Annotated in this window: 21 protein-coding genes and 1 tRNA gene; 4 read left to right on the top strand and 18 right to left on the bottom strand. The window is 69.8% G+C overall.

All coding sequences use genetic code 11. The annotated features are described in order from the left end of the window. Positions 1-31: 31 nt before the first annotated feature. From J2853_RS46390 to J2853_RS46375, 4 genes are all read right to left on the bottom strand, one after another. Entirely contained in the window at positions 32-1,261 is a 1,230-nt protein-coding gene (locus tag J2853_RS46390; RefSeq protein WP_307568517.1) for a CynX/NimT family MFS transporter, read from the bottom strand. A gap of 295 nt (positions 1,262-1,556) precedes the next feature. Then, complete coding sequence (locus tag J2853_RS46385) at positions 1,557-2,249, bottom strand: SRPBCC family protein (protein WP_307568515.1); 693 nt, start codon at positions 2,247-2,249, stop codon at positions 1,557-1,559. Positions 2,250-2,304: 55 nt separating this feature from the next. Continuing rightward, on the bottom strand, positions 2,305-2,685 hold the full coding sequence (locus J2853_RS46380; protein WP_307568513.1) for a hypothetical protein: 381 nt from the start codon (positions 2,683-2,685) through the stop codon (positions 2,305-2,307). Beyond that, a complete protein-coding gene (locus J2853_RS46375) occupies positions 2,682-3,044 on the bottom strand; it encodes a hypothetical protein (protein ID WP_307568511.1) in 363 nt (120 codons plus the stop codon). Before J2853_RS46375 ends, J2853_RS46380 begins: the two co-directional genes overlap by 4 nt. A gap of 86 nt (positions 3,045-3,130) precedes the next feature. On the opposite strand from J2853_RS46375, the gene J2853_RS46370 reads away from it, so the two are divergent. Then, the gene (locus J2853_RS46370; RefSeq protein ID WP_307568510.1) at positions 3,131-3,646 is read left to right on the top strand and encodes a 2-thiouracil desulfurase family protein; all 516 of its coding nucleotides are present in this window, start codon (positions 3,131-3,133) and stop codon (positions 3,644-3,646) included. Positions 3,647-3,704: 58 nt separating this feature from the next. Here the strand turns inward: J2853_RS46370 and J2853_RS46365 are convergent, their stop codons facing one another. After that, the gene (locus J2853_RS46365; protein ID WP_307568508.1) at positions 3,705-4,424 is read right to left on the bottom strand and encodes a hypothetical protein; all 720 of its coding nucleotides are present in this window, start codon (positions 4,422-4,424) and stop codon (positions 3,705-3,707) included. 49 nt (positions 4,425-4,473) lie between these two features. Between J2853_RS46365 and J2853_RS46360 the strand changes: the two genes are divergently transcribed. Continuing rightward, a complete protein-coding gene (locus J2853_RS46360) occupies positions 4,474-5,151 on the top strand; it encodes a response regulator transcription factor (RefSeq protein ID WP_307568507.1) in 678 nt (225 codons plus the stop codon). Then, entirely contained in the window at positions 5,148-6,488 is a 1,341-nt protein-coding gene (locus J2853_RS46355; protein WP_307568506.1) for an ATP-binding protein, read from the top strand. Before J2853_RS46360 ends, J2853_RS46355 begins: the two co-directional genes overlap by 4 nt. A gap of 310 nt (positions 6,489-6,798) precedes the next feature. Here the strand turns inward: J2853_RS46355 and J2853_RS46350 are convergent. The 4 genes from J2853_RS46350 to nadD all read right to left on the bottom strand — a co-directional run bounded on the left by J2853_RS46350 (position 6,799) and on the right by nadD (position 8,800). Further along, positions 6,799-6,871 (bottom strand) — tRNA-Ala (locus tag J2853_RS46350). A gap of 124 nt (positions 6,872-6,995) precedes the next feature. Beyond that, complete coding sequence (locus J2853_RS46345) at positions 6,996-7,628, bottom strand: histidine phosphatase family protein (protein ID WP_307568504.1); 633 nt, start codon at positions 7,626-7,628, stop codon at positions 6,996-6,998. Beyond that, entirely contained in the window at positions 7,625-8,041 is a 417-nt protein-coding gene (gene rsfS / locus J2853_RS46340; RefSeq protein ID WP_307568502.1) for a ribosome silencing factor, read from the bottom strand. Before rsfS ends, J2853_RS46345 begins: the two co-directional genes overlap by 4 nt. A 138-nt stretch (positions 8,042-8,179) precedes the next feature. Further along, the gene (gene nadD / locus J2853_RS46335) at positions 8,180-8,800 is read right to left on the bottom strand and encodes a nicotinate-nucleotide adenylyltransferase (protein ID WP_307568500.1); all 621 of its coding nucleotides are present in this window, start codon (positions 8,798-8,800) and stop codon (positions 8,180-8,182) included. A gap of 74 nt (positions 8,801-8,874) precedes the next feature. Between nadD and J2853_RS46330 the strand changes: the two genes are divergently transcribed. After that, positions 8,875-9,900, top strand: coding sequence for a M48 family metallopeptidase (locus J2853_RS46330; RefSeq protein ID WP_307568498.1), 1,026 nt, complete (start codon positions 8,875-8,877; stop codon positions 9,898-9,900). Between the two features lie 335 nt (positions 9,901-10,235). Here the strand turns inward: J2853_RS46330 and J2853_RS46325 are convergent, their stop codons facing one another. The 9 genes from J2853_RS46325 to J2853_RS46285 form a co-directional block, all read right to left on the bottom strand. Continuing rightward, positions 10,236-12,020 carry a serine/threonine-protein kinase gene (locus J2853_RS46325; RefSeq protein ID WP_307568497.1) on the bottom strand — a complete coding sequence of 595 codons (1,785 nt, stop codon included), beginning with the start codon at positions 12,018-12,020 and terminating at the stop codon, positions 10,236-10,238. Positions 12,021-12,496: 476 nt separating this feature from the next. Then, on the bottom strand, positions 12,497-13,786 hold the full coding sequence (locus J2853_RS46320) for a glutamate-5-semialdehyde dehydrogenase (protein ID WP_307568495.1): 1,290 nt from the start codon (positions 13,784-13,786) through the stop codon (positions 12,497-12,499). Positions 13,787-13,804: 18 nt separating this feature from the next. Next, entirely contained in the window at positions 13,805-14,929 is a 1,125-nt protein-coding gene (gene proB / locus J2853_RS46315; protein WP_307568493.1) for a glutamate 5-kinase, read from the bottom strand. Positions 14,930-15,078: 149 nt separating this feature from the next. Then, positions 15,079-16,431: a GTPase ObgE gene (gene obgE, locus J2853_RS46310; RefSeq protein WP_307568491.1), complete on the bottom strand. Its 1,353-nt coding sequence runs from the start codon at positions 16,429-16,431 to the stop codon at positions 15,079-15,081. 105 nt (positions 16,432-16,536) lie between these two features. Then, entirely contained in the window at positions 16,537-16,794 is a 258-nt protein-coding gene (gene rpmA, locus J2853_RS46305; RefSeq protein ID WP_307568489.1) for a 50S ribosomal protein L27, read from the bottom strand. Positions 16,795-16,813: 19 nt separating this feature from the next. Beyond that, the gene (rplU, locus tag J2853_RS46300; protein WP_307568488.1) at positions 16,814-17,116 is read right to left on the bottom strand and encodes a 50S ribosomal protein L21; all 303 of its coding nucleotides are present in this window, start codon (positions 17,114-17,116) and stop codon (positions 16,814-16,816) included. A gap of 180 nt (positions 17,117-17,296) precedes the next feature. Beyond that, positions 17,297-20,038, bottom strand: a complete 2,742-nt coding sequence (locus J2853_RS46295) for an Rne/Rng family ribonuclease (RefSeq protein WP_307568486.1) — start codon at positions 20,036-20,038, stop codon at positions 17,297-17,299. 96 nt (positions 20,039-20,134) lie between these two features. Then, complete coding sequence (locus J2853_RS46290) at positions 20,135-20,914, bottom strand: TIGR03936 family radical SAM-associated protein (protein ID WP_307568484.1); 780 nt, start codon at positions 20,912-20,914, stop codon at positions 20,135-20,137. Positions 20,915-21,016: 102 nt separating this feature from the next. Beyond that, complete coding sequence (locus J2853_RS46285) at positions 21,017-22,927, bottom strand: TIGR03960 family B12-binding radical SAM protein (protein WP_307568483.1); 1,911 nt, start codon at positions 22,925-22,927, stop codon at positions 21,017-21,019. Between the last annotated feature and the right edge of the window lie 16 nt (positions 22,928-22,943).

Below are 22,943 nucleotides of genomic sequence, written 5' to 3'. Positions count from 1 at the left end.
GACGCAAACCGTACCGGCGTGAAAGGAGTCGTCAGCTCGCGAGGCTCCGCTCATCCTCCAGATAGCGGGAGCGGCCCGCGTACCACCCGGCCGCCAGTTGCACGGCGACCACCGCGAGCAGAAGCAGGAACGGCGTCGTCCAGCCGCCGGTCGACTCGTACAGCATGCCGACGAGCAGGGGTCCGGCGCCCGCGATGAGGTATCCGACGCTCTGCCCGAAGGCCGACAGCGCGGCCGTCGCCTCGGAGGTGCGGGTGCGCAGGGCGAGCATGGTCAGCGCGAGCGGGAACGATCCCATCCCCACGCCGACCAGGAGCGCGAAGATCCAGGCCAGGGAGGCGGGCGCGAGCCAGAGGCCGAGGAAGCCGACCGTGTAGAGGGCCACGAACGCGGCCACCAGGGGCAGCTGGTCGGAGAACTTGGACGCGACCCAGGGCACGACCAGCGAGACCGGGATGCCGATCGCGGTGAAGATGCCCAGCACCAGCCCGGCCTGCCCCGTGGTGTAGCCGCCGTCGATGAGGATCTTGGGCAGGAAGCCGAACATGATGTAGGCGACCATGCTCTGCGTGCCGAAGTACGCGGCGACCGACCAGGCCAGCTTGCTCCGCACAAGTGTCCGGGGACTGAGTCCCCCGCTTGCGCTGTCCCGCTCCGGCTCACTGCGCGACAGCGCAAGCCACGGAATGGCGGCGACAGCGGCCAGCGCCGCCCACACCCCGAGGGCAACGTGCCAGTTGCCGTCGGCGGCCCGCTCGATCGGCACCGTCGCGGCGGCCGCGAGCATCGTGCCGACCGCGAGGGCCGTGGTGTAGACGGTGGTCATGGTCCCGGTCCGGCCCGGGAAGTGGCGCTTGATCAGGCTGGGGATGAGCACGTTGCCCACCGCGCCACCGGACAGCGCCAGGGCGCTGCTGAAGAGGAACACCCCGGCCGAGTCCACCATCGAGCGGAGCAGCAGGCCCGCGCCGAGGACGATCAGGGAGATCAGCAGGAGCCGGTGCTCCCCGGTCCTCCTGGACAGCGCCGGGGTCACCGAGCCGACCGTGGCGAAGATGAGCACCGGGAGGGTGGTGAGCAGCCCGACCCCGACCCCGGACATGCCGAGACCGGACGAGATGTGGTCGAGAACGGGTCCGACACTGGTGACCGCGGTGCGCAGGTTCAGTGCGGCGAGGACGATTCCCAGTACGAGCAGCCAGGCGAGAGATCCAGTGGATTCACCGGTGCGGCCCCTTGTCTCATGGGTTAGCACGCTCATACGGGGTTCAGTCCTCCATTAGGCAGATCGTCCAATCGTAGGATGATTGGCTGACCTTGACCCTAACGGGAGGGAAACATCGCTTTGTTCCTGCTCACCTTAAACCTCTGACAACGTGGAAGCCGGACAGCCCTTCGCCTTACAGGGCGCGACGACGGTCCGGCCAGGCACGCCGAGTGGGACGTGAGGTCAAAAACCGGGCCACTCTCCGTCTCGTGGAGTGTGACCCGGTCCTCTCACGCGGCGGACGCGAACATCGGACGCGAACGCCGGGCGCAAACGTCAGACGCGGGCGTCAGAGACGCGGCCCGGGAGCGGGCGGCATCTCCTCCCCCGGACGTCTGCCGGCCGGCGGCAGCGGACCGCTGCCGGGCGGGGCGAGCGGGGACTCCGGCGGATACCCCTGGCCCACCGTGCGCGGAGGCGCGGGCTCGTTGAGGCCGTAGCCCCCCGTGTCGGCGGGGCGGGGCTCACCGGGATCCCGGCTCGCGCCCACCCCCCGGTCGGCCGGGCCGCCGTCCCGCTCGTGCGGGCCGGGCACCTCTCCGCGCCACGCTCCGGTCTCGTCGCCGTGCGACTCGATGAAGACCTTGAAGCGTTCCAGGTCTCCGCGGATCCGCATGCGGACGATCTGCAGCCAGTCCCCGACGGTCTCGATGAAGCCCTCCGGGTCGTAGTCCAACTGGAGGGTGACCCGGGTGGTCTCGGGAGTGAGGTAGTGGAACGTCACCACGCCGGCCTGGTGCGGCCGATCGACCGACTTCCAGGCCACTCGCTCGTCGGGATGCTGTTCGGTGATATCGGCTTCGAACTCACGGCGGACCCCGGCGATCTCGACGACCCACGCCGTGCGCGTGTCGCTCAACTGTTTGATCGACTCGACGCCTTCCATGAACTCGGGAAAGCTCTCGAACTGGGTCCACTGGTTGTACGCAGTCCGGATCGGAACATTCACATCGACGGATTCTTCGATCGTGCTCACAGTCATGCCTCCCTTGTCACAGGTTCGCGAAGCATGCCTGCCCGTCGAGATCCAGGCCTAACTACCCCCGACGCAAAAGCCAGTAAAGGCCCAGGAGGGGCAGGACGACGGGAATGAAGAGGTAACCGCTGCCGTAGTGGGACCAGACCGTGTCGTGCGGGAAGGCCGCGGCGTCCGCCACGCTCAGCGTCCCGATGATGAGGACCCCGGCCAGCTCGATGCCGCAGGCGACCAGCGCCAGCGTCCGGTTTCCCCTGACCAGCGCCACGGTGAGAACGATGTAGACGACGGCGGCGAACGCCGACAGCGAGTAGGCCAGCGGAGCCTCCCCGAACTTCGTCGCGATCTGGACGGCCGCGCGAGACCCCGCGGCGAGGGCGAACACCCCGTAGACCGCGACCAGCGCGCGTCCCGGCCCCGCACCGATCGCCGGCTCGCTCATACCGCCCCCTGCCAGATCTGCAACATGCGCCCGATCATGCCGGGGATCGCGAAACCCGCCACCGCGATCACTGCCGGACCCCAGCGCGAACGCTCGCCGATTCCCCAGAACACGGCCACCGGCGGGATCACCAGGGAACCCGCGAGGTAACCGATGAGGGTGGCCGTCTCATCCGGCCCCTCCCCCCGGACCATCCCGGCGATCACGAACCCGGCCTGGACGAGCAGGCCGAGCTCCAGGATCCCGAGCGCGACGAGGAGCACGGTGCCCATCGCCCTGTTCCGCATGGTGGTCAGGATGCTGACCAGTGCGATCACCAGCGACAGCACGATCAGGCCTGTCGCGAGAGGGCCGATCATGGGAACCCCAGGGGATCAAAGAACATGAGCAGCAGGGTACTGCCCGCCCCCCTCGCCCCCTCTCCCGCGGCACGTACTCTGAGTCCGTGGAGAGGATCCTGGTCAGCGCCTGCCTGATGGGGCGGAAGGTTCGTTACGACGGAGCCGCCAAGACGAGCGGCGACGCGCTGCTGGCCACCTGGCGGGAAGAGGGGCGTCTCATCCCGTTCTGCCCGGAAGTCGAGGGCGGACTACCCGTCCCCCGCCCGGCCGCGGAGATCGAGGGCGGCGCCGGGGGCGCGGCCGTGCTCGCCGGGGCGGCCCGGGTGCTGACGGACGGAGGGACCGACGTCACGGAGGCGTTCCTGGCCGGGGCCCGGTCGGCGCTCGCCGTCGCCCGGTCCTTCGACGTGAAGGTGGCGATCCTGAAGGAGGGCAGTCCCTCCTGCGGCAGCCTGACCGTCTACGACGGCACCTTCCGCGGCCGTCGCCTGCCCGGCGTCGGCGTCACCACCGCCCTTCTCGAACTGCACGGCATCGCGGTGTTCGACGAGGAGCACATCACCGACGCCGGGGCACGGCTACGCGAGCTCGGCGTGGACCACTCGGTGCGGGACCGCTGAGAACCGTCTCGCTCGTCGTACGGGGACCCGCGTGGCGCACCTGTCACGGGCCCCTGACCTAGTACTCCCAGAGATCGGTCCGGTTCTCCCCGCCGATGCAGAAGACCGAGGAGCCGTGCTCCCCCTGGACGAGATCCACCCGGATCCAGCCGGTGTTCTGGGCCACCTTGGCCTCGTAGCCCGCGTTGGGGGCGGCGGTGACCAGCCGGCATGTTCCGTTTTCCAGGACGAACGAGACCGAGCCGCCCTTCGCGGTCACGACCCGCACGTTCTCGTTCGCCGCCTGGACCGCGGACCTGGGCTCGGCGGACGACCGGGTCGCGCGGGGAGTGGAGGACGGCGAGGGCGAGCCGGCCGTCCTGGGGACGGGAGTCGCCCGGGTCGGAACGGAGTCGGGGACCGTGGAGCTTCGCGTGCGGACCGGCGCCCGGGTCGTCTCCCCCGGGGGGTGAACCGGCTGCGGCTGAGCCGTCCTCCGGGTGGACGAGGCCGGCGTGGCGTGGGGGTCCGGGGTCCGCTCCTTCTGCGAGGACGAGGGCGGGGGCGAGGACCGCGGCGAGGAGGCGGCGGTCGGCGTGCCGAGGTCCGGCGGTCCCGTGGGCGCGCCCCGCGGAAGCGGCGCGCTCCTGATCCCGGTGAACGCCGCGCCGAGCGGTTCGATCTTCACATCGTCGAAGACCTGGCTGCGCAGCACGTCGCGAACCCCGAACCAGGCGACCCAGATCGCCAGGGCGGTGGCCCCGCACCACACCGCGATGAACCCGAGCGTCTGACGCATGCGGTGAATTATTACCTCTATGTCTCATAGTTCACTACGGTTACGTCGCATGGCGACGGTTCTCGTGGTGGAAGACGACGAGTATGTACGCTCCGCGATCATTCAGGAACTGAGCGGGCGTCACCACGTCGTGCGCGGTGCGGGACGTGCTCTCGATGCGTTGAGGGAGATCACTCAGAATCCTCCCGACGCGGTGATCCTCGATCTCGGCCTGCCCGACCTGGACGGGGCCGAGGTGCTGAAGATGGTCCGCGGCGTCTCCGGCGTCCCGGTCATCGTGGCCACCGCCAGGGACAACGAGGCGGAGATCGTCCGCCTGCTCCAGGCCGGAGCGGACGACTACCTGGTCAAACCGTTCTCCGGCGATCATCTGAACGCCCGGCTGGACGCCGTGCTACGCCGGGCCCGGAGCACGGCCCCGCCGCCGGTGTTGCGCATCGGCACGCTCGAGGTGGACCTGAACCGGCGTGAGGCCGCCGTGAACGGTGAGCCGCTCACCCTGACCCGCCGCGAGTTCGACCTGCTCGCCTACCTCGCCGCCCGCGCCGACCGGGTCGTCTCCCGCAAGGAGCTGCTCACCGAGGTGTGGCGGCAGTCCTACGGCGACGACCAGACGATCGACGTTCATCTGTCGTGGCTGCGGCGCAAGCTCGGCGAGAGCGCGTCGGCTCCCCGCTACCTGCACACCGTACGCGGCGTCGGCGTCATGTTGACCGCCCCGTCATGAGACGGACCCTGGCCCTGCTCGCCGTCGCCGCGACGTCGATGGTCGCCCTGGCCTTCCTGATCCCGCTCGGGCTCATCGTCAAGGAGATCGCTCACGGCCGGGCCATCGCCGAGGCCGAACGACAGGCCTCGGCACTGGTCCCGGTGCTGGCCATCACCGTGGACCCGGCCCGGCTGACCCACGCGGTGCTCAGCACGGGAGCGCGGGACCGGATCGCGGTCCACCTGCCGGGCGGCGGCTCGGTGGGCAGGGTCAGGGCGTCCGCGGAGACCGTGGCCGCGGTCTCCCGGCTGACCCGGGCCATCACCGCGGAGACGGACACCGGCTATCTCCTGCTGCGCCCGGTCGCCCTGGACGGCGGCCGGACCGTGGTCATCGAGATCTTCGTGCCCTCAAGCGACCTCACCCGGGGCGTCGCCACGTCGTGGGCGGTGCTGACCGGGGTCGCGGCGGTGCTCGTCGTGGGCTCGGTACTGGTCGGAGACCGGCTGGGGGTACGGGTGGTCCGCTCGGCCAGGCGCCTCGGCCGGGCCGCGACCTCCCTGGGCGCCGGAGACCTCAGCGTCCGCATCGAACCCGAGGGCCCGCCCGAACTCGTCGCCGCCGGAGAGGCGTTCAACACCATGGCCGACCGGGTGATCCAACTGCTGGCCGCCGAGCGGGAGATGGCCGCCGACCTGTCGCATCGCCTGCGCACCCCTCTCACCGCGCTCAGGCTGAGCCTGGACCACCTGGGACCCGAAGCCGAGCAGAGCCGCAGGTCCCTGAGCCGGCTGGAGTCCGAGGTGGACGAGATCATCGCCGCGGCCCGACGTCCCTCCCCCGCGCCGAAGTTCGTCCACTGTGACGCCGCCCAGGTGTTGCGCGAGCGCCTGACCTTCTGGTCCGCCCTGGCGGAGGACCAGCGGCGCCCGTGGCAGCTGATCGGCGCGACCGCGCCCATCCGGGCCCCGGTCGCGGCCGGCGAGCTCGGCGCGGTGATGGACGCCCTGCTCGGCAACGTCTTCCGGCACACCCCCGAGGGAACGGCGTTCACGGTGACCCTGCACCAGGGCCCCGGCACCGTCGGCATCCTGATCGCCGACGCGGGCCCCGGAATCCCCGACCCGGAGACGGCGCTGCGGCGCGGAGCCAGCGGCGCGGGGTCCACCGGACTCGGCCTGGACATCGCCCGTCAGCTCGCCGAGTCCTCCGGCGGCGCGATGAGGATCGACGCCTCCTCTCTCGGAGGCGCCAGGGTGCAGCTCTGGTTCCGCACGGACCGGCGCGACCACCCTCAGCGCGCGACCCGGCGGCTGGTCTCCAACCGCTGGTCAACCAGGAACGCGACGCACTGAAGATCCTCGTCAGCGGGTTTCACGACGTCTTTCACAACGGGAACGTCGCCCCCGAGCGAAGCGAGGCCCTGAGGTCCCGAAGCGAAGCGAGGCCCTGGGGGTGCGGGGGCGAAGCCCCTGCATCGGGGGGCCCGGGGGGTCGTCCCCCCGTGTAAATGACGAAGGGGCCTGCCGCGAGCAAGCTCTCGCTTGCGAACAGCAGACCCCAGCCACACACCCGGGGGTTCGGGGGGTCGTCCCCCCGTGTGAACGACGAAGGGGCCTGCCGCGAGCAAGCTCTCGCTTGCGAACAGCAGACCCCAGCCACAAGTGGAGCTATGGGGATTCGAACCCCAGACCTCCTCCATGCCATGGAGGCGCGCTACCAGCTGCGCCATAGCCCCTGGTCACCGCTCCGAGTCTTCTCGTTGCGGCGCTCCGGAAGCATATAAGGACACCCGCTTGTTCACCTAATCGACGACAGTACGGCTCGCGCCCGTCATGCCGAGCGCAAGCCGCGTCCCAAGATCACTTTTCTGTGGTCTCGGGGCTGTCGTCGCTCCGGACCGGCTCGGGCAGGGTCCCGGCGTTGTGCTCAAGCAGGCGCCAGCCCTTACGGGCCTCCTCCAGCACCGACCACGAGCAGTTCCCCAGACCGCCGAGAGCGGGCCAGAGCTCCTGCGGCAGGTTCATCAGCCTGGCGATGCCGAGCCGGATCGCCGCCCCGTGGGAGGCGATCACCAGCAGGCCGTCGGGTTCGAGTTCGGCGGCCCAGCGGCGGATCGACGACGACACCCTGTCGGCGACGTCGGTGACCTGCTCGCCGCCCGGCGCCTCCCAGGCGGCGAACTCACGAGGCCAGCCGGCGAAGATCTCGTCCCGGGTGAGCCCCTCCCACTGACCGCCCCCGCGCTCGCGCAGATCCTTGTCCACGGAGACGCTCAGGCCGGTGACACGGCCCAGTGCCGAGGCCGTGTCGAAGGCCCGCTGGAGGTCGGAGGAGACGATCATGCTGGGACGGAGCGCGGCGAGCAACGAGGCCGCGCGAGTCGCCTGCGCCACGCCCGTCGCGTCCAGGGGGATGTCGGAGTGGCCCTGGAAACGCTGCTCGACGTTCCACAGTGTCTGGCCGTGCCTCAGGCAGACAACGCGACGACTCACTCAGTTACCTCGGTTACCGCTTCGCGGGCGCGCTGGGCGACGACCTGGGTGACACTGTCGGGCAGGGAGATGGAGGGGCAGTCCTTCCACAGGCGCTCAAGCGCGTAGAAGGTACGGTCCTCCTCGTGCTGAACGTGCACGACGATGTCGATGAAGTCCAGAAGGACCCAGCGCCCCTCGCGCTCTCCCTCGCGGCGGACGGGCTTGGCGTCGGCCTCGATCCTCAGCCGGTCCTCGATTTCGTCGACGATGGCGCGGACCTGACGGTCGTTGGTGGCGGAGCAGAGCACGAACGCGTCGGTGATGACGAGCTGCTCGCTCACGTCATAGGCGAGGATGTCATCGGCCAGCTTGTCGGCCGCCGCCTCGGCGGCGATCCTGACGAGCTGAACGGATCTGTCGGTTGTGGTCACGGTGTGGGTCAGTCCTCCTACTAGTCGGCGCTGTCACCTATCAGGGTGCCCGATTCTGCGCTCCTTGAAGAGCCGTCATCAGGACAACGCCTATCGTGCGCCACCCGATTCCGCGCCGCAAACGGATTGACGGCCAGATCAGGAGGGCACATCGCGGTACAGACCGCGCTTGTTGATGTACTGAACGATACCGTCAGGCACGAGATACCAGATGGGTTGACCTGAGGCCACCCTTTTCCGGCATTCCGAGGACGAGATGGACAGCGCCGGGATCTCCACGAGGCTGACCTTGCCCTCCGGCAGGCCGGGGTCGTGCAAAAGGTGGCCGGGCCTGGTGGCGCCCACGAAGTGGGCGGTGGTGAAGAGCTCGTCGACGTCACGCCAGCTCAGGATCTGGGCGAGGGCGTCGGCTCCGGTGATGAAGTACAGGTCGACCTCCGGCCCCCAGGAGCTGGAGATCTCCCGAAGGGTGTCGATGGTGAAGGTCGGACCCGGACGGTCGATATCGACCCGGCTCACCGAGAAGCGCGGGTTGGAAGCGGTCGCGATGACCGTCATCAGGTAGCGGTCCTCGGGCGCTGAGACCGTTTTATCGGCCTTCTGCCACGGGCGTCCGGTCGGCACGAAAACCACCTCGTCGAGGTCGAAATGGTGCGCGACCTCACTGGCCGCCACCAGGTGACCGTGGTGGATCGGGTCGAAGGTTCCGCCCATAACGCCCAGACGCCGCCGGCCTTGATCGGTAGGCGCGTTCATCATGAAACGGACCATACGCGCAAGCCGCACACAGCTTTTAATCACCCCCCGCGCATGGCAGGCGGGCCCGACGTAGCATGCCGGACATGACCACCACCCCGGATCGCAACCGCGTGCAGCTTCCCGGCATCAGCTCGCGCGCCTACGAACATCCCGCCGATCGGTCCGCGCTGGTCGCCCTGCGCACGCTCAGCGGGTTCGACACGGTGCTCAAGCAGATGTCCGGCCTGATCAGCGAGCGCCGACTGCGCCTGATCTACCTCGCCTCGGCTGTGCGCACCAGCGATACCCAGTTCCGTCTCCTGCACGACATGGGCCGCGACGCCGCCTACACGCTCGACCTCCACCGCATCCCCGAGGTCTACGTTCAGCAGAGCCCGATGGCGCAGGCGAAGGCGATCGGCTTCGACGATCCGTTCATCGTCGTCACCACCGGTCTGCTCGACCTGATGGACGAGGAGGAGCAGCGCTTCGTCATCGGCCACGAGACCGCCCACATCCTGTCCGGCCACGCCGTCTACCGCACCATGCTGGACATCCTCACCCGCCTGGCCACCCGCGTGGCCTGGATTCCGCTGGGCTACATCGGCCTGCGCGCGATCGTGGCGGGTCTGGAGGAGTGGCACCGCAAGTCCGAGCTGTCCGCCGACCGTGGCGGCCTGCTCTGCGGCCAGGACTCCGACGCCGCCCTGCGCGCGCTGATGAAGCTCGCCGGAGGCTCGCGCCTGCACGAGATGAACATCGAGGCCTTCCTCGACCAGGCGCGCGAATACGACACGGCGGGCGATGTCCGCGACGGCTTCCTCAAGGTCCTCAACCTGCTCGGGACCACCCACCCGTTCGCCGTCTCCCGGGTCGCCGAGCTCGACAAGTGGCGCCGTGGCGGCGAATACGACGCGATCCTCGCGGGCAACTACCCCCTCCGCGCCGACGACTCCAACGCCAAGATCTCCGAGGAGGTCAGGGCCGCCGCCCACTCCTACCGCGAATCATGGTCGCAGTCCCAGGACCCCTTCATCGGTGTCCTGCGCGACGTGGCCGAGGGCGCCGTCAACGCCGGAGAGCGCATTTTCAACCGCTTCTCCCGCCGCGATGGGAATTAGCCGAGCGTTTCACAAGGAGTCCAGGAGTTCGCCTTCTGGACTCCTTGTTATATAGCCCGCACACGAGAAGACGATCTCCTGTCGTCTTCTCCCCAAGAACCGATCGCCTCGTCAGCCACCGTCCGCGATCCGACTCTCACGGGCACGGCGAACGCCTGCCCCGTCGAGGAGAACGCGCCGGCGGCGAACGCGCCCATGGCCTCCGGCCCGCCGTTCGGCAAGCCACGACTTACGTTCTTCACCAAGGAATCCAGGAACTCCCGCGATTTCTCCGTGAATCTCACATTGCCTTCCCAAAGGCATTGGCGCCCCCCAATAGGAGACGGCCCCAGGCTCTAGATCAGCAGGGCGATCGCGCGTACGGCCGCGGAGCAGAGTGCGACGAATCCACCCAGTACGGCGAGCGCGCGCAATCCCTCCTTGCGGAGTTCGGGGATCTCAGAACCGATCCGCTCGATCTCGCGCCCGATGAGCCCTCCGCAGACGACGCCGAACACGATGCCCGAGACGGCGACCGGAGCGGGTTGCTGCCACCACTCATGCGGCGGCGACCCGCCGGAGATCAGCCACAGCGTGGTGCCGGCGAGCCCCGCCGCGGGCAGTCCCGGCCAGAGGATCCCGGTCACCAACGCTCCCACGAAGGTGACAGGGAAGTTCAAAACGCGCAAAAACGCCCGGGTTCTGGCTGATCTGCGCTTCCTGACCAGCCAGTGCCCGGTCCAGAGCGCACGGGCCAGAACGACGAACGACCCGGTGACGGCGAAGGTGACCGGTGGCCAGATCACCGTGGCCACCACGCAGGGCAGCGCCAGCACCGCCAGCAGGAGCAGTGACGCGTTCCCCGTGGGCAACGGCCCCGCCCTGCCCTCCGCCGCGAGCTCCACGTCCTGCGAGCCGTCCGCCTGCCCGCCCTTGGGGGTCTTCCTCGCGGCTCTGCTCCCCGTCCTCGTGGAGGCCGCCCGAGCCCTCCGGGAGGACTCACCCGTCGCGGGCCCCTGCCGCGCGGACCGCGACGACTCGCCCGTGCCGGAGACCTGTCGCCCGGAGCGAGGGGACTCCCCGGCCACGGAAGCCTGTCGTCCCCCGCGGGACGTGCCCTCCCCGGGCGCCGGACGCGTTCCCCGGGCTGATCCGGCGGGTTCGTCCGTTCCTGTGGCTGATCGTGACCCGCGAGCGGTCTCCGCGACCTTGGCCGCGGAACGCCCGCCCCGCGCGGGCTCCTCGGCCCCCGGCCGGGGCCGGGACTCCGGTTTCTTCGCCGCGTTCGAAACGGCCTTCGCCGCCACCGGCCTGCCCGCCTTCGAGGAGGCCCGCCCGGCCAGGGTCGCGCGGGCGAGACGGCCTATCCGGCCGGAGAGAAGGGCCGCCGTGGGGCGCTTGGCCGCCTCGCGGTGGAGAGCGGCGCGGATCAGGGGCAGCAGGGCCGCGGGAACGCCCTCAAGGTCGGCGTGGCCGTTGAGGATGGCGTACATCTGCGCCTCGACCGTGCCTCCGCCGAAGGTGGGCCGTCCGGTCGCGGCGAAGGCCACGGTGGCCGCCCAGGCGTGCACGTCGGCGGGCTCGCCCACCGGCTCGTCCGCGAACAGCTCGGGAGCGGCGTAGCTCGGGGTGCCGAGAAAGGTGCCGGTCAGGGTGAGCCGGGTGGCGTCCAGGACGTGGGCGATGCCGAAGTCGATCAGGACGGGCTCGCCCTCCGCGTTGATCAGCACGTTGGCGGGCTTGAGGTCGCGGTGGACGACCCCGGCAGCGTGGATGATCGACAGCGCGGTGGCCAGGCCCTGGGCCAGAGTGAGCAGTTCCGCCCCCTCCAGGGGGCCGGTGCGCCGTACGCGCTCCAGGAGGGTGTCTCCCTCGATGTGCTCCATGACCAGATAGGGCCGGTCACCCTCAAGGTCGGCGTCGACGACGCAGGCGACATAGGGACTCTCGACCCGGCGCAGGGCACGGACCTCGCGCTCCAGCCGTATGCGGGCCTCCGAGTCCACCTCGACGACCTCGTGGAGCATCTTGAGCGCGACGTTCTCCCCACGCCGGCTGGCGGCCAAATAGACCTCGCCCATGCCGCCCCGGCCAAGGCGGTCGAGCAACGTATACGGGCCGACGCGCCCCAGACGACCCATGTGACCTCCTGCGTCGGCCACATGGGTCCAGGACCGCTGTGCCTACCGGGTCGCTCGCTCTCGCTCGCTTCCCTGCTCTCCAGCCATAGAGAGACCACACCATAGCGGGCAAGCCTGACGATTTTCCTCCGGCACGCCGTATTCCACGGAAGAACCCGTAGAGAGAATCCCCCGCCCGGCGACGCGGACCTGGGACCTGCCCGGTCGCGCCGGGCCCCCCGCCGCGCGGGCGTCGCCCCGCGCGACCCCGGCCCGCCGACCGTACGGCGAGGCTCCTCCCACCCGCGACCACCCGGCGGGCGATCCGGCGCGACCTCGAACCGACGGCCGTACGGCGAGACGCCCTACCCGCGATCACCCGGCGGGCGGTCCGGCGCGACCTCGAACCGACGGCCGTACGGCGAGACGCCCTACCCGCGATCACCCGGCGGGCGGTCCGGCGTGATCTCGGCCCGCCGGCCGTACGGCGAGGCCCCCTACCTGGGGCCGGTCCCACCCGAGGCGACGACCGTGCCCGCGTTGGTACGCAGGTGGCCCTCGCCGGTGTAGACCCACTTGGTCGAGGTCAGCTCGGGCAGGCCCATGGGACCACGCGCGTGCAGCTTCTGGGTGGAGATGCCGATCTCCGCGCCGAAGCCGAACTCGCCGCCGTCGGTGAACCGGGTCGAGGCGTTGACCGCCACGGCCGCGGAGTCGACCAGCGCGACGAACCTGCGGGACGCCGTGACCGACCGCGTGACGATCGCGTCGGTGTGGCCCGAGCCGTACTTCCTGATGTGCGCGACCGCGTCCTCCAGCGAGTCGACCACGGCGGCGGCGATGTCCAGAGAGAGGTATTCGACCCGGAAGTCCTCCTCCTCGGCGGGCACCACGGCGCCGTGGGCGGCGACGCGAGCGTCGCCGTGCACCGTCACCCCCTCCGCCGCCAGCGCCGCGAGCGCGCGCGGCACGAAGCCGTCGGCGATGGCGGCGTGCACCAGGAGCGTCTCCGCGGAGTTGCACACCGAGGGCCGCTGGACCTTGGAGTTGATCAGAATCTCGATCGCGAGATCCTGATCGGCGTCGGCGTCGACGTAAACGTGGCAGTTGCCCACGCCGGTCTCGATCACCGGGACCGTGGACTCCTCGACCACCGAGTTGATCAGGGAGGCGCCGCCGCGCGGGATCAGCACGTCCACCAGGCCGCGGGCCCGCATGAGCTGCTTCACCGACTCGCGGGTCAGGCCGGGAACCAGTTGCACGGCTCCCGCGGGGACCTCCGTGTCAGCCAGCGCCTCCTGCATGATCCGGACAAGGACCGTGTTCGACTCGTAGGCGCTGGACGAACCGCGCAGCAGGGTGGCGTTGCCGCTCTTCAGGCAGAGCGCCGCGGCGTCCACCGTCACGTTGGGACGGCCCTCGTAGATGATTCCGATCACGCCGAGCGGGACCCGGAGCTGGCGCAGCTCCAGCCCGTTGGGGAGCGTGTTGCCCCGGATCACCTCGCCGACCGGGTCGGGAAGGTCCGCGACCTGGCGGACCGCCTCCGCGATGGCCTCAACGCGGGCCTCGTCGAGCCGGAGCCGGTCGACCATGTATTCGGAGATCCCGTTCTTCCCGGCCTTCTCCACGTCGAGCGCGTTGGCCGCGACGATCTCGGCGGACCTGGCCACGAGCGCGTCGGCGATCGCACGGAGCGCGGCGTCCTTCGGCGCCCGCGGCAGCGGGGCCAGCTCGGCGGCGGCCTCTTTGGCCGCCAGGGCCACCTTCAGGAAATCCTCGGACATCTCGCGCTCCAAAAAGAACTAGTGGTGAGGCTCCAGTATGACGATGTCGTCACGGTGAATCAGCTCGCGCTCATATTCCGGACCCAGGGTGGCGGCCAGCTCCCGGGTGGAACGGCCGAGCAGTTCCGGGATCTCCCCCGCGTCGAAGTTGACCAGGCCGCGGGCGACCACCCGGCCGAGCGGCCCGCACAGGTCGACCGGGTCCCCCGCCGCGAAATCGCCCTCGACGGCGGTGACCCCGGCGGGCAGCAGCGACTTGCGGCGGTCCACCACCGCCTCGACGGCGCCGGGATCCAGGTGGAGCCGGCCGCGGCCCGTGGTGGCATGGGCCAGCCAGAGCAGGCGAGTGCCCGGGTGGCGGCCGCCGGGGTGGAAGAAGGTGCCGACATCCGCGCCCGCCAGGGCCTCGGCGGCACGCGCGGCGGCGGTCAGGACCACGGGCACGCCCGCTCCCGTCGCGATCTTGGCCGCCTGCACCTTGGTGACCATCCCCCCGGTGCCCACCGCGCCGCCCTTGCCCAGCTCGACCCCGACGAGATCCTCGGGCCCGCGCACGTCCGCGAGCCTGCGGGCGCCGGACCGTCGGGGATCCCCGTCGTAGAGGGCGTCCACGTCGGACAGGAGCACCAGCGCGTCGGCCCGGATCAGGTGGGCGACCAGCGCGGCGAGCCGATCGTTGTCCCCGAAGCGGATCTCGTCGGTGGCGACGGTGTCGTTCTCGTTGACCACTGGGACGATGTCCAGCTCCAGCAGCCGGGCCAGTGTGCGCTGGGCGTTGGCGTGGTGCGAGCGGCGCATCATGTCGTCGGCGGTCAGCAGCACCTGGCCGACGCGCAGCCCGTAGCGGGCGAAGGAGGAGGTGTAGCAGGCCACCAGCACGCCCTGGCCGACGGAGGCCGCGGCCTGCTGGGTGGCGAGGTCACGCGGCCGGGTGGACAGGCCCAGCGGACCGAGACCGGCGGCGATCGCACCGGAGGAGACCAGCACGATCTGCGTGCCGCTCTTCCGCCGGGCGGCGAGCACGTCGACCAGGGAGTCCACCCGGTCGACGTCGATCATCCCCTGCGGAGTCGTGAGCGAAGACGATCCCACCTTCACGACGAGGCGTGAAGCCGAACGAATCAGATCGCGCACAGACCCCACAACTCACACCTTTCGCAGGAGATCACAGGAAAGCCGGGTGGCCGGACCGGCGGTACCGGCGGATCGGTCCGGACGGCCGACCAACCGGTTGTACCAGCTGATCGTATGAATCGGTTGTATCAGCCGATCGTCCGGGCCGGGCTGTCCGGTCATCCGAGCCGGTTGTCCGAACCCCGCGGGCCCTGATGCACGGCTTCCGCGTTGAGGGTCGGCTGCCAGTCGAAGATGTAACCGGTCTCCATGGATCCGATGATCACCTCGGCGCCGGCCTTCGCCCCGGCCTTGGTGAGCTCCTCCTCGACGCCGAGCCGCTCCAGCCGGTCGGCCAGGTATCCCACGGCCTCGTCGTTGGTGAAGTCGGTCTGGCGGATCCACCGCTCCGGCTTCGCCCCGGTGACCTGGAAGGTCCGCTCGTCGACCATGCGCACGCTGAAGCCCGTGTCACCGAGCTGCTTGGGCCTGATGACCAGGCGGGTCGGCTCCGCCACGGGCACGGCGGCCCTGGCGGCGGCGACCATCTCGCCCATGGCGTAGGTGAGCTCCTTCAGACCGTCGTGGGTGGCGGCGGAGACCGAGAAGACCCGCAGGCCCCGCTCCTCCAGCATCGGCCTGACGATGTCGGTCAGGTCACGGGCGTCGGGCACGTCGGACTTGTTGAGCACGGCCATCCGGGGCCGGTCCTCCAGCTTGCCGTACGCCTTGAGCTCGGCCTCGATCGCCTCGTAGTCGCTGATCGGGTCGCGGCCCGGCTCCATGGTGGCGCAGTCGATCACGTGCACGAGCGTGTTGCAGCGCTCGACGTGGCGCAGGAACTCGTGTCCCAGCCCCTTGCCCTCGGAGGCTCCGGGGATCAGCCCCGGCACGTCCGCGACGACGAAGATGGTCTCGCCCGCGGTGACCACCCCGAGGTTGGGCACCAGCGTGGTGAACGGGTAGTCGGCGATCTTCGGCCGGGCCGCGGAGAGCGCGGCGATCAGCGAGGACTTGCCCGCGCTGGGGAAGCCGACCAGCGCCACGTCCGCGACGCTCTTCATCTCCAGCAGCACGTCGATCTCGTCGCCCGGCTCGCCGAGCAGGGCGAAGCCGGGAGCCTTGCGCTTGGTGGAGGCCAGGGCGGCGTTGCCGAGCCCGCCGTGCCCGCCTTCGGCGATCACGTAGCGGGTGCCCACACCGATCAGGTCGATCAGGACCTCGCCGGTGTCGGCGTTCTTGACCACGGTGCCGTCGGGCACCGGGATGATGATGTCACCGCCGTTGGCGCCGTCGCGGTTGGAGCCGTGCCCCTGCTTGCCGTTGTCGGCCTTGCGATGCGGGCGGCGGTGATACTCCAGGAGCGTGGCGGTGTTCCCGTCGACCTCCAGGATCACGTCGCCGCCGCGACCTCCGTTGCCGCCGTCCGGTCCACCCAGGGGCTTGAACTTCTCCCGGTGGACAGAGGCGCAGCCATTCCCTCCGTCACCGGCCTTGATGTGCAGGACCACCTGGTCCACAAAGTCCGGCATGTCTGCTCTCCTACCCCCATCTGCGGGAATTCCCCTGTTAAAACACGAACAGGGGTGGATCGCGGAAGCGATCCACCCCTGCCATCAACGTCTGTCGGTGCGGATCTACTCCGCGACCGGGACGATGCTCACCGCGCGGCGCCCGCGCTTGACACCGAAAAGCACGTGGCCTGCGGCCAGTGCGAACAGCGTGTCGTCGCCACCGCGGCCGACGTTGTCGCCCGGGTGGAAGTGGGTGCCACGCTGGCGGACGATGATCTCGCCGGCGTTGACCAGCTGGCCGCCGAAGCGCTTCACACCAAGCCGCTGGGCGTTTGAGTCACGGCCGTTCCGAGTGGACGACGCGCCCTTCTTATGTGCCATCTCGCAAAACTCCCGAAACTCAGGCCTGGTCGATGCCGGTGATCTTCACCTGCGTGTACCGCTGGCGGTGACCCTGGCGCTTCTTGTAGCCGGACTTGTTCTTGTACTTCAGAATCCGGATCTTCGGACCCTTGGTCTCACCGAGGATTTCGGCGGCAACGGTGAACTTGCCCGCCTCGGTGGTCACGTCGCCATCGTTGACGACGAGCACCGTCGGCAGCGACACCATGGAACCGACCTCGCCGGCGACCTTGTCCACCTCGAGGACGTCACCGACGGAGACCTTCTGCTGCCTGCCGCCGCAACGAACGATCGCGTACACCGCGGAACCCTTCTTCTGACTGCTTGCTCGCTGGATGCTGCGCCCCGCATCCGGCTATGGTCACTGAATTGACGAACCGGGTAGGCGCGCGAACAGGGCACGCCATGAGCGCACCGGTTCACCAGGGTACCGGATTAACGGCGTCCTGGTCGAACCGGGCGGAACGTCGGAGGTGTCGGCCTAATCGGCCGACTTGGCCTTGCGGGAGCGTCGCCGACCCCGGCCAGAAGCCTGTATGGCCTGTGCGTCCTCAACCGGGACGTCATCAAGCGCATCGGTCACGGTATCACGGCCAGACTGGTCTCCGGCCGCGACAGCGTGACCGCTGTCCTTGCCGAGCTTCTCCGAGACGGCCTTCTCGATGGCCATCTTGCCCTGGGTGCCCCGCGGCTCAGGCTTGGCCTCGACCGGCTCGGCCGAGACGTGCAGCCCGCGGCCGTTGCAGCACTCGCAGACGGTGGAGAACGCCTCCAGGAGGCCCTGCCCGACCCTCTTACGGGTCATCTGGACCAGCCCGAGGGAGGTGACCTCGGCGACCTGGTGCTTGGTCCGGTCACGGGCCAGGCACTCCAGCAGCCGCCGCAGCACCAGGTCCCTGTTGTTCTCCAGCACCATGTCGATGAAGTCGATGACGATGATGCCACCGATGTCGCGCAGCCTGAGCTGGCGGACGATCTCCTCGGCCGCCTCCAGGTTGTTGCGGGTGACGGTCTCCTCAAGGTTTCCGCCCTGGCCGGTGAACTTGCCGGTGTTGACGTCGACCACGGTCATCGCCTCGGTCCGGTCGATCACCAGCGAGCCTCCGCTGGGCAGCCAGACCTTGCGCTCCATCGCCTTGGCGATCTGCTCGTCGATCCGGTAGGCGGCGAAGACGTCGCCGCCCTCCTCCCACTTCGAGAGCCGGTCGGCCAGATGCGGGGCGACATAGCGGACATATTCATCCACCGTCTCCCACACGTCGTCGCCCGCGACCACCAGCGAGGCGAAATCCTCGTTGAAGACGTCACGGACCACCCGGACGGTCAGATCGGGCTCGGAGGAGAGCAACTCCGGCGCGCTGGCCGACTTGGCCTTGCGCTGGATGTTCTCCCACTGGGCCGACAACCTGGCCACGTCGCGGTCGAGTTCGTCCTCCGACGCGCCCTCGGCCGCCGTGCGGACGATGACCCCGGCGTTCTCCGGCATGACCTTCTTGAGGATGCTCTTGAGGCGGGTGCGCTCCTTGTCGGGAAGCTTGCGGCTGATCCCGGTCATCGAGCCGTCGGGCACGTAGACCAGGTATCGGCCGGGCAGGCTGATCTGCGAGGTGAGCCGCGCGCCCTTGTGCCCCATCGGGTCCTTGGTGACCTGCACCAGCACCGACTGGCCCGACTTCAGCGCCACCTCGATCCGCTTGGGCTGGCCTTCCAGCCCGGCGGTGTCGAAGTTCACCTCACCGGCGTACAGCACCGCGTTGCGGCCCTTGCCGATGTCGACGAACGCGGCCTCCATGCTCGGCAGGACGTTCTGCACCTTGCCGAGATAGACGTTGCCCACGTAGGACTGGCTCGCCTCGCGGTTGACGTAGTGCTCGACGAGGACGCCGTCCTCCAGGACCGCGATCTGGGTCCGGCCACCGGTCCTGCGCACCACCATCATGCGCTCGACGGACTCCCTGCGGGCCAGGAACTCCGACTCGGTGATGATCGGCGGGCGTCTCCGGCCGAGCTCACGGCCCTCCCGGCGGCGCTGCTTCTTCGCCTCCAGACGGGTCGAGCCGCGCACGCTCTGCACCTCGTCCATCGAGGTGCTGCGCCCGGCACGCGGGGCGCGGATCCGCACCACCGTGTTCGGCGGGTCGTCGGGAACGTCTCCCGCCTCGTCCGTGCCCCTGCGCCGCCGACGGCGACGCCGGCGCGAACTGCCGCTCTCCGCCTCGTCCTCCGGCTCGGTCTCGGCCGTCTCGTCCTCGGACTGCTCGGACTCGGTGTCCTCGGTGTCGTCGAGATCGCGTGTCTTGCCCCGTCCGCGACCGCCCCTGCGGCGGCGACGGCGGCGGCTGCCGGCGTCGTCGTCGTTGTCGAGGTCGTCATCGTCGTCGGAGTCGTCGGCCGTCTCGGCCTCCGCCACGGCGGGCTGGGGCTCGGGCTGCGGCGCGGGCTGCTGAACCGGAGCGGGACGGACGACCGCCTGCTCGGCACGGTGCTGGTCAGGGGCCTGGAACAGCGGCTGGAACACCGCGGCCGGCGCCTGGAAGGTCATCGACGGCACGCTCGAACGCTCCTGGGCGGACAGCCCGAAAGGATCGACGAACAGCCCGGGCCGCTCTTCGACGATGTCCTCGCCGGCGGGCTCGCCGTCCAGAGGCTCGTCGGCGGGCATCTCAAGCAGCAGTGCCGCGGCCTCGTCGGCCTCGGCGGAGGCCGGGTCGGCCGGGTCCTCGGCGGCCTGGTCCGCCTTGACCGGCACGTCCTGCGGGACGGCCTTCTTACGCGTACGGGTGCGCTTCACCGGAGCGGGCGCCTCCTGGGCGACCGGCTCGGGGTCGGCCACGCGCTCGACGACCGGCTCCACGACCGTTTCAGCCGGTTCGGGCGTCTCGGCGACGGGCTCCACGACCGGCTCGGGCGCCGCCTTCCTCGTACGGCTGCGCCGGGTGGTGGTGCCCGCGGCCTCTGTCGAGGCCGCTGTCGTGGCCGCCTTGCGCCTGGTGCGCTTGGGCGCCGCCTCCTGAACCGCCTCGGGTTCGGGCGCGACGGCCTCCACCACGGCGGGAGCGGCCTCCGGCACGGCGGTCGCCACCACCGCAGGGGCGGGCTCCGGGTCCTCCGGCGGAGGTCCGGCGGGCCGACTTGCGGCCCTCCGACGAGTCGTCGGCTGTGTTACTTCCGTTCTATCCCGGTCAAGGCCATCGGCCCCGACATTGGGCTCGTTATCGAGCATGCGGGCGCTCTCCCGTCAGCTCCCGGGCACGTCTCCGCGCCGCGCGGGAGCTCTCGTCTTCTCACTGTCCGCCGGGCCTGGGCCCGGCGCCAAGTCCTATATGTCGCCGCCAACGTGCCTGCCCACCGGTTCCGCTTCGCCGCCGCGCGTAATGTCGCGGTCCAGGTCGAACGGATCGGCGGGCTCACCGGTGCGTACGTCCAGCGGGCCCTGCGCCAGCCTGGTTACCTCGGGGGGCACCGGCGGCGCGAAGTCAGCCACAAGACGCAATCCAGTTAGTACGTCGTCGGGTCGAACGGCAGGAGTTGCGTGCCGTACAACCATGCGAAGTATGACACATGGCTGACTGGACGCCTGACCTGCTGTTGCCTCAGTTCCCTCAAATACCTCAAGGCTCAGCACCGCCTCACGGGCGTCGAAGCGGCGCGGCCCCTTCTTGGTGAGGCGCTCCACCTCGATTCGCTCGGTGGTGTTGAACCTCTCGACCGCCGCCCTGGCAAAGGTCAGGTCGACTCCCGGTAACCGCAGCTCCCATGCCGAGCACTCCAGCCGGTCGGCCAGATTTCCGGCGTCGGCCTCGATGACGGCGAGCACGTCGAGACCGGGCGGCAGCGAGGTGTCCAGAGCGGCGCGGAGCAGGTCCGGGTCGCATGTCCGCGTCACGCTGATCTCGAGATATTCGGCCTCGCTGGCGACTCCGGTGGGGGCGACCGCACCCACGTAGGAGATCTTCGGATGGGGCGAGAAGCCCGCGCTGAAGGCCACCGGGACCCCGGCTCGCCGGACCGCTCGTTCCACGGCTCGGGAGATGTCACGGTGACTGGTGAAGCGCAGGCGGCCACGCTTGGCGTAGCGCACGCTCAGACGCTGCGCCACAGGCGCGGGCGGAGGCCCGTCGGGAGCGGGTTTCAGGGTGGTGTCGTCCTTCCCAAGTCGTGGTCGTCATTTCCGGTGGGCGGTGCTCACGCACCGCCTACCTCACACAACCGTCAGTGGCAGTAGCTTCTTCCCCGTCGGCCCGATCTGGATCTCGGTCCCCATCGTGGGGCAGACGCCGCAGTCGTAACACGGCGTCCAGCGGCAGTCCTCGACCTCGACGTCGTTGACGGCGTCCTGCCAGTCCTGCCAGAGCCACTCGCGGTCGAGACCGGCGTCCAGGTGGTCCCAGGGCAGGACCTCGTTCTCCTCGCGCTCGCGCGTGGTGTACCAGTCGACGTCGATGCCGGCCTTGGCCGCGCCGTCCATCCACCGCTGGTAGGAGAAGTGCTCGCTCCAGCCGTCGAACCGGCCGCCCTCCTCCCACACCGCGCGGATGACCTTGCCGACCCTGCGGTCGCCCCGGGAGAGCAGGCCCTCCACGATCGAGGGCTTGCCGTCGTGGTAGCGCAGGCCGATGGCCCGGCCGTACTGCTTGTCGTTGCGCAGCGCGTCCTTCAACGCCCTGAGCCTGCGGTCCACGGTCTCGTGGTCCGCCTGCCCCGCCCACTGGAACGGGGTGTGCGGTTTGGGGACGAACCCGCCGATGGAGACCGTGCAGCGGACGTCTCGCGACCCGGTGGCCTCCCGGCCCGCCTTGATGACCTTCTTGGCCAGGTCGGCGATGCCGAGGACGTCGGCGTCCTCCTCGGTGGGCAGACCGCACATGAAGTAGAGCTTCACCTGCCGCCAGCCCTGCGTGTAGGCCGTCGTGACGGTCCGGATCAGATCCTCCTCGGTGACCATCTTGTTGATCACCTTGCGCATCCGCTCGGAGCCGCCCTCCGGGGCGAACGTCAGGCCCGATCGGCGGCCGTTACGGGAGAACTCGTTGGCCAGGTCGATGTTGAAGGCGTCGACCCGGGTCGAGGGCAGCGAGAGCGAGGTGCTGGTGCCCTCGTAGCGGTCGGCCAGCCCCTTGGCGACCTCTCCGATCTCGGAGTGGTCCGCCGACGAGAGCGACAGCAGGCCGACCTCGTTGAACCCGGAGGCCTTGACGCCCGCCTCGACCATGTCGCCGATCGTGGTGATCGACCGCTCACGGACCGGACGTGTGATCATCCCGGCCTGGCAGAACCGGCAGCCGCGGGTGCAGCCGCGGAAGATCTCCACGCTGAACCGCTCGTGCACGGTCTCGGCCAGCGGGACCAGCGGCTTCTTCGGATAGGGCCACTCGTCCAGGTCCATGACCGTGTGCTTGTGGACCCGCCACGGCACGCCCGACCGGTTCGGGGCCACCCGCTGGATCCGGCCGTCGGCGTGATAGTCGACGTCGTAGAACTTGGGCACGTAGACCCCACCGGACTCGGCCAGCCGCATCAGCAGCTCGTCGCGCCCGCCGGGCGAGCCCTCGGCCTTCCACTCGCGGATGACCTCGGTGATCGCGATGGCGATCTGCTCGCCGTCGCCCAGCACCGCGGCGTCCAGGAAGTCCGCGACCGGCTCGGGATTGAAGGCCGCGTGACCACCGGCGAGGACGATCGGATCGTCGTCACCCCGATCAGCCGCCTCCAGCGGGATTCCCGCCAGATCCAGGGCGGTCAGCATGTTGGTGTAACCGAGCTCGGTCGAGAAGGAGAGCCCGAACACATCGAACGCCCTGACGGGACGGTGCGCGTCGACCGTGAACTGGGGGACGCCCTCGGACCGCATGAGCGCCTCGAGGTCGGGCCAGACCGAGTAGGTCCGCTCGGCCAGCGTCTCCGGCAGCTCGTTGAGGATCTCGTAGAGAATCTGGACGCCCTGGTTGGGCAGACCCACCTCGTAGGCGTCCGGATACATCAGCGCCCATCGGACCGTGGTCTCGTCCCAGTCCTTGACGGTCGAGTTGAGCTCACCTCCGACATACTGGATGGGCTTCTGCACCTTGGGCAGAAGCGCTTCCAGGCGGGGAAACAACGACTCGACAGACATGTGGTCAAGCCTATCC

The organism is Streptosporangium lutulentum, assembly GCF_030811455.1.
Lineage (GTDB): Bacteria > Actinomycetota > Actinomycetes > Streptosporangiales > Streptosporangiaceae > Streptosporangium > Streptosporangium lutulentum.
The sequence above is the reverse complement of the archived record's forward strand: the minus strand, read 5'-3'. Positions and strand labels throughout refer to the sequence as shown.

Excerpts from the sequence above, each read along its gene's own strand:
- J2853_RS46390 (WP_307568517.1), bottom strand. The coding sequence starts at position 1,261 with ATGAGCGTGCTAACCCATGAGACAAGGGGCCGCACCGGTGAATCCACT.
- J2853_RS46385 (WP_307568515.1), bottom strand. The coding sequence starts at position 2,249 with ATGACTGTGAGCACGATCGAAGAATCCGTCGATGTGAATGTTCCGATC.
- J2853_RS46380 (WP_307568513.1), bottom strand. The coding sequence starts at position 2,685 with ATGAGCGAGCCGGCGATCGGTGCGGGGCCGGGACGCGCGCTGGTCGCG.
- J2853_RS46375 (WP_307568511.1), bottom strand. The coding sequence starts at position 3,044 with ATGATCGGCCCTCTCGCGACAGGCCTGATCGTGCTGTCGCTGGTGATC.
- J2853_RS46365 (WP_307568508.1), bottom strand. The coding sequence starts at position 4,424 with ATGCGTCAGACGCTCGGGTTCATCGCGGTGTGGTGCGGGGCCACCGCC.
- J2853_RS46360 (WP_307568507.1), top strand. The coding sequence starts at position 4,474 with ATGGCGACGGTTCTCGTGGTGGAAGACGACGAGTATGTACGCTCCGCG.
- J2853_RS46355 (WP_307568506.1), top strand. The coding sequence starts at position 5,148 with ATGAGACGGACCCTGGCCCTGCTCGCCGTCGCCGCGACGTCGATGGTC.
- nadD (WP_307568500.1), bottom strand. The coding sequence starts at position 8,800 with ATGATGAACGCGCCTACCGATCAAGGCCGGCGGCGTCTGGGCGTTATG.
- J2853_RS46330 (WP_307568498.1), top strand. The coding sequence starts at position 8,875 with ATGCCGGACATGACCACCACCCCGGATCGCAACCGCGTGCAGCTTCCC.
- J2853_RS46325 (WP_307568497.1), bottom strand. The coding sequence starts at position 12,020 with ATGGGTCGTCTGGGGCGCGTCGGCCCGTATACGTTGCTCGACCGCCTT.
- J2853_RS46320 (WP_307568495.1), bottom strand. The coding sequence starts at position 13,786 with ATGTCCGAGGATTTCCTGAAGGTGGCCCTGGCGGCCAAAGAGGCCGCC.
- obgE (WP_307568491.1), bottom strand. The coding sequence starts at position 16,431 with ATGCCGGACTTTGTGGACCAGGTGGTCCTGCACATCAAGGCCGGTGAC.
- rpmA (WP_307568489.1), bottom strand. The coding sequence starts at position 16,794 with ATGGCACATAAGAAGGGCGCGTCGTCCACTCGGAACGGCCGTGACTCA.
- J2853_RS46295 (WP_307568486.1), bottom strand. The coding sequence starts at position 20,038 with ATGCTCGATAACGAGCCCAATGTCGGGGCCGATGGCCTTGACCGGGAT.
- J2853_RS46285 (WP_307568483.1), bottom strand. The coding sequence starts at position 22,927 with ATGTCTGTCGAGTCGTTGTTTCCCCGCCTGGAAGCGCTTCTGCCCAAG.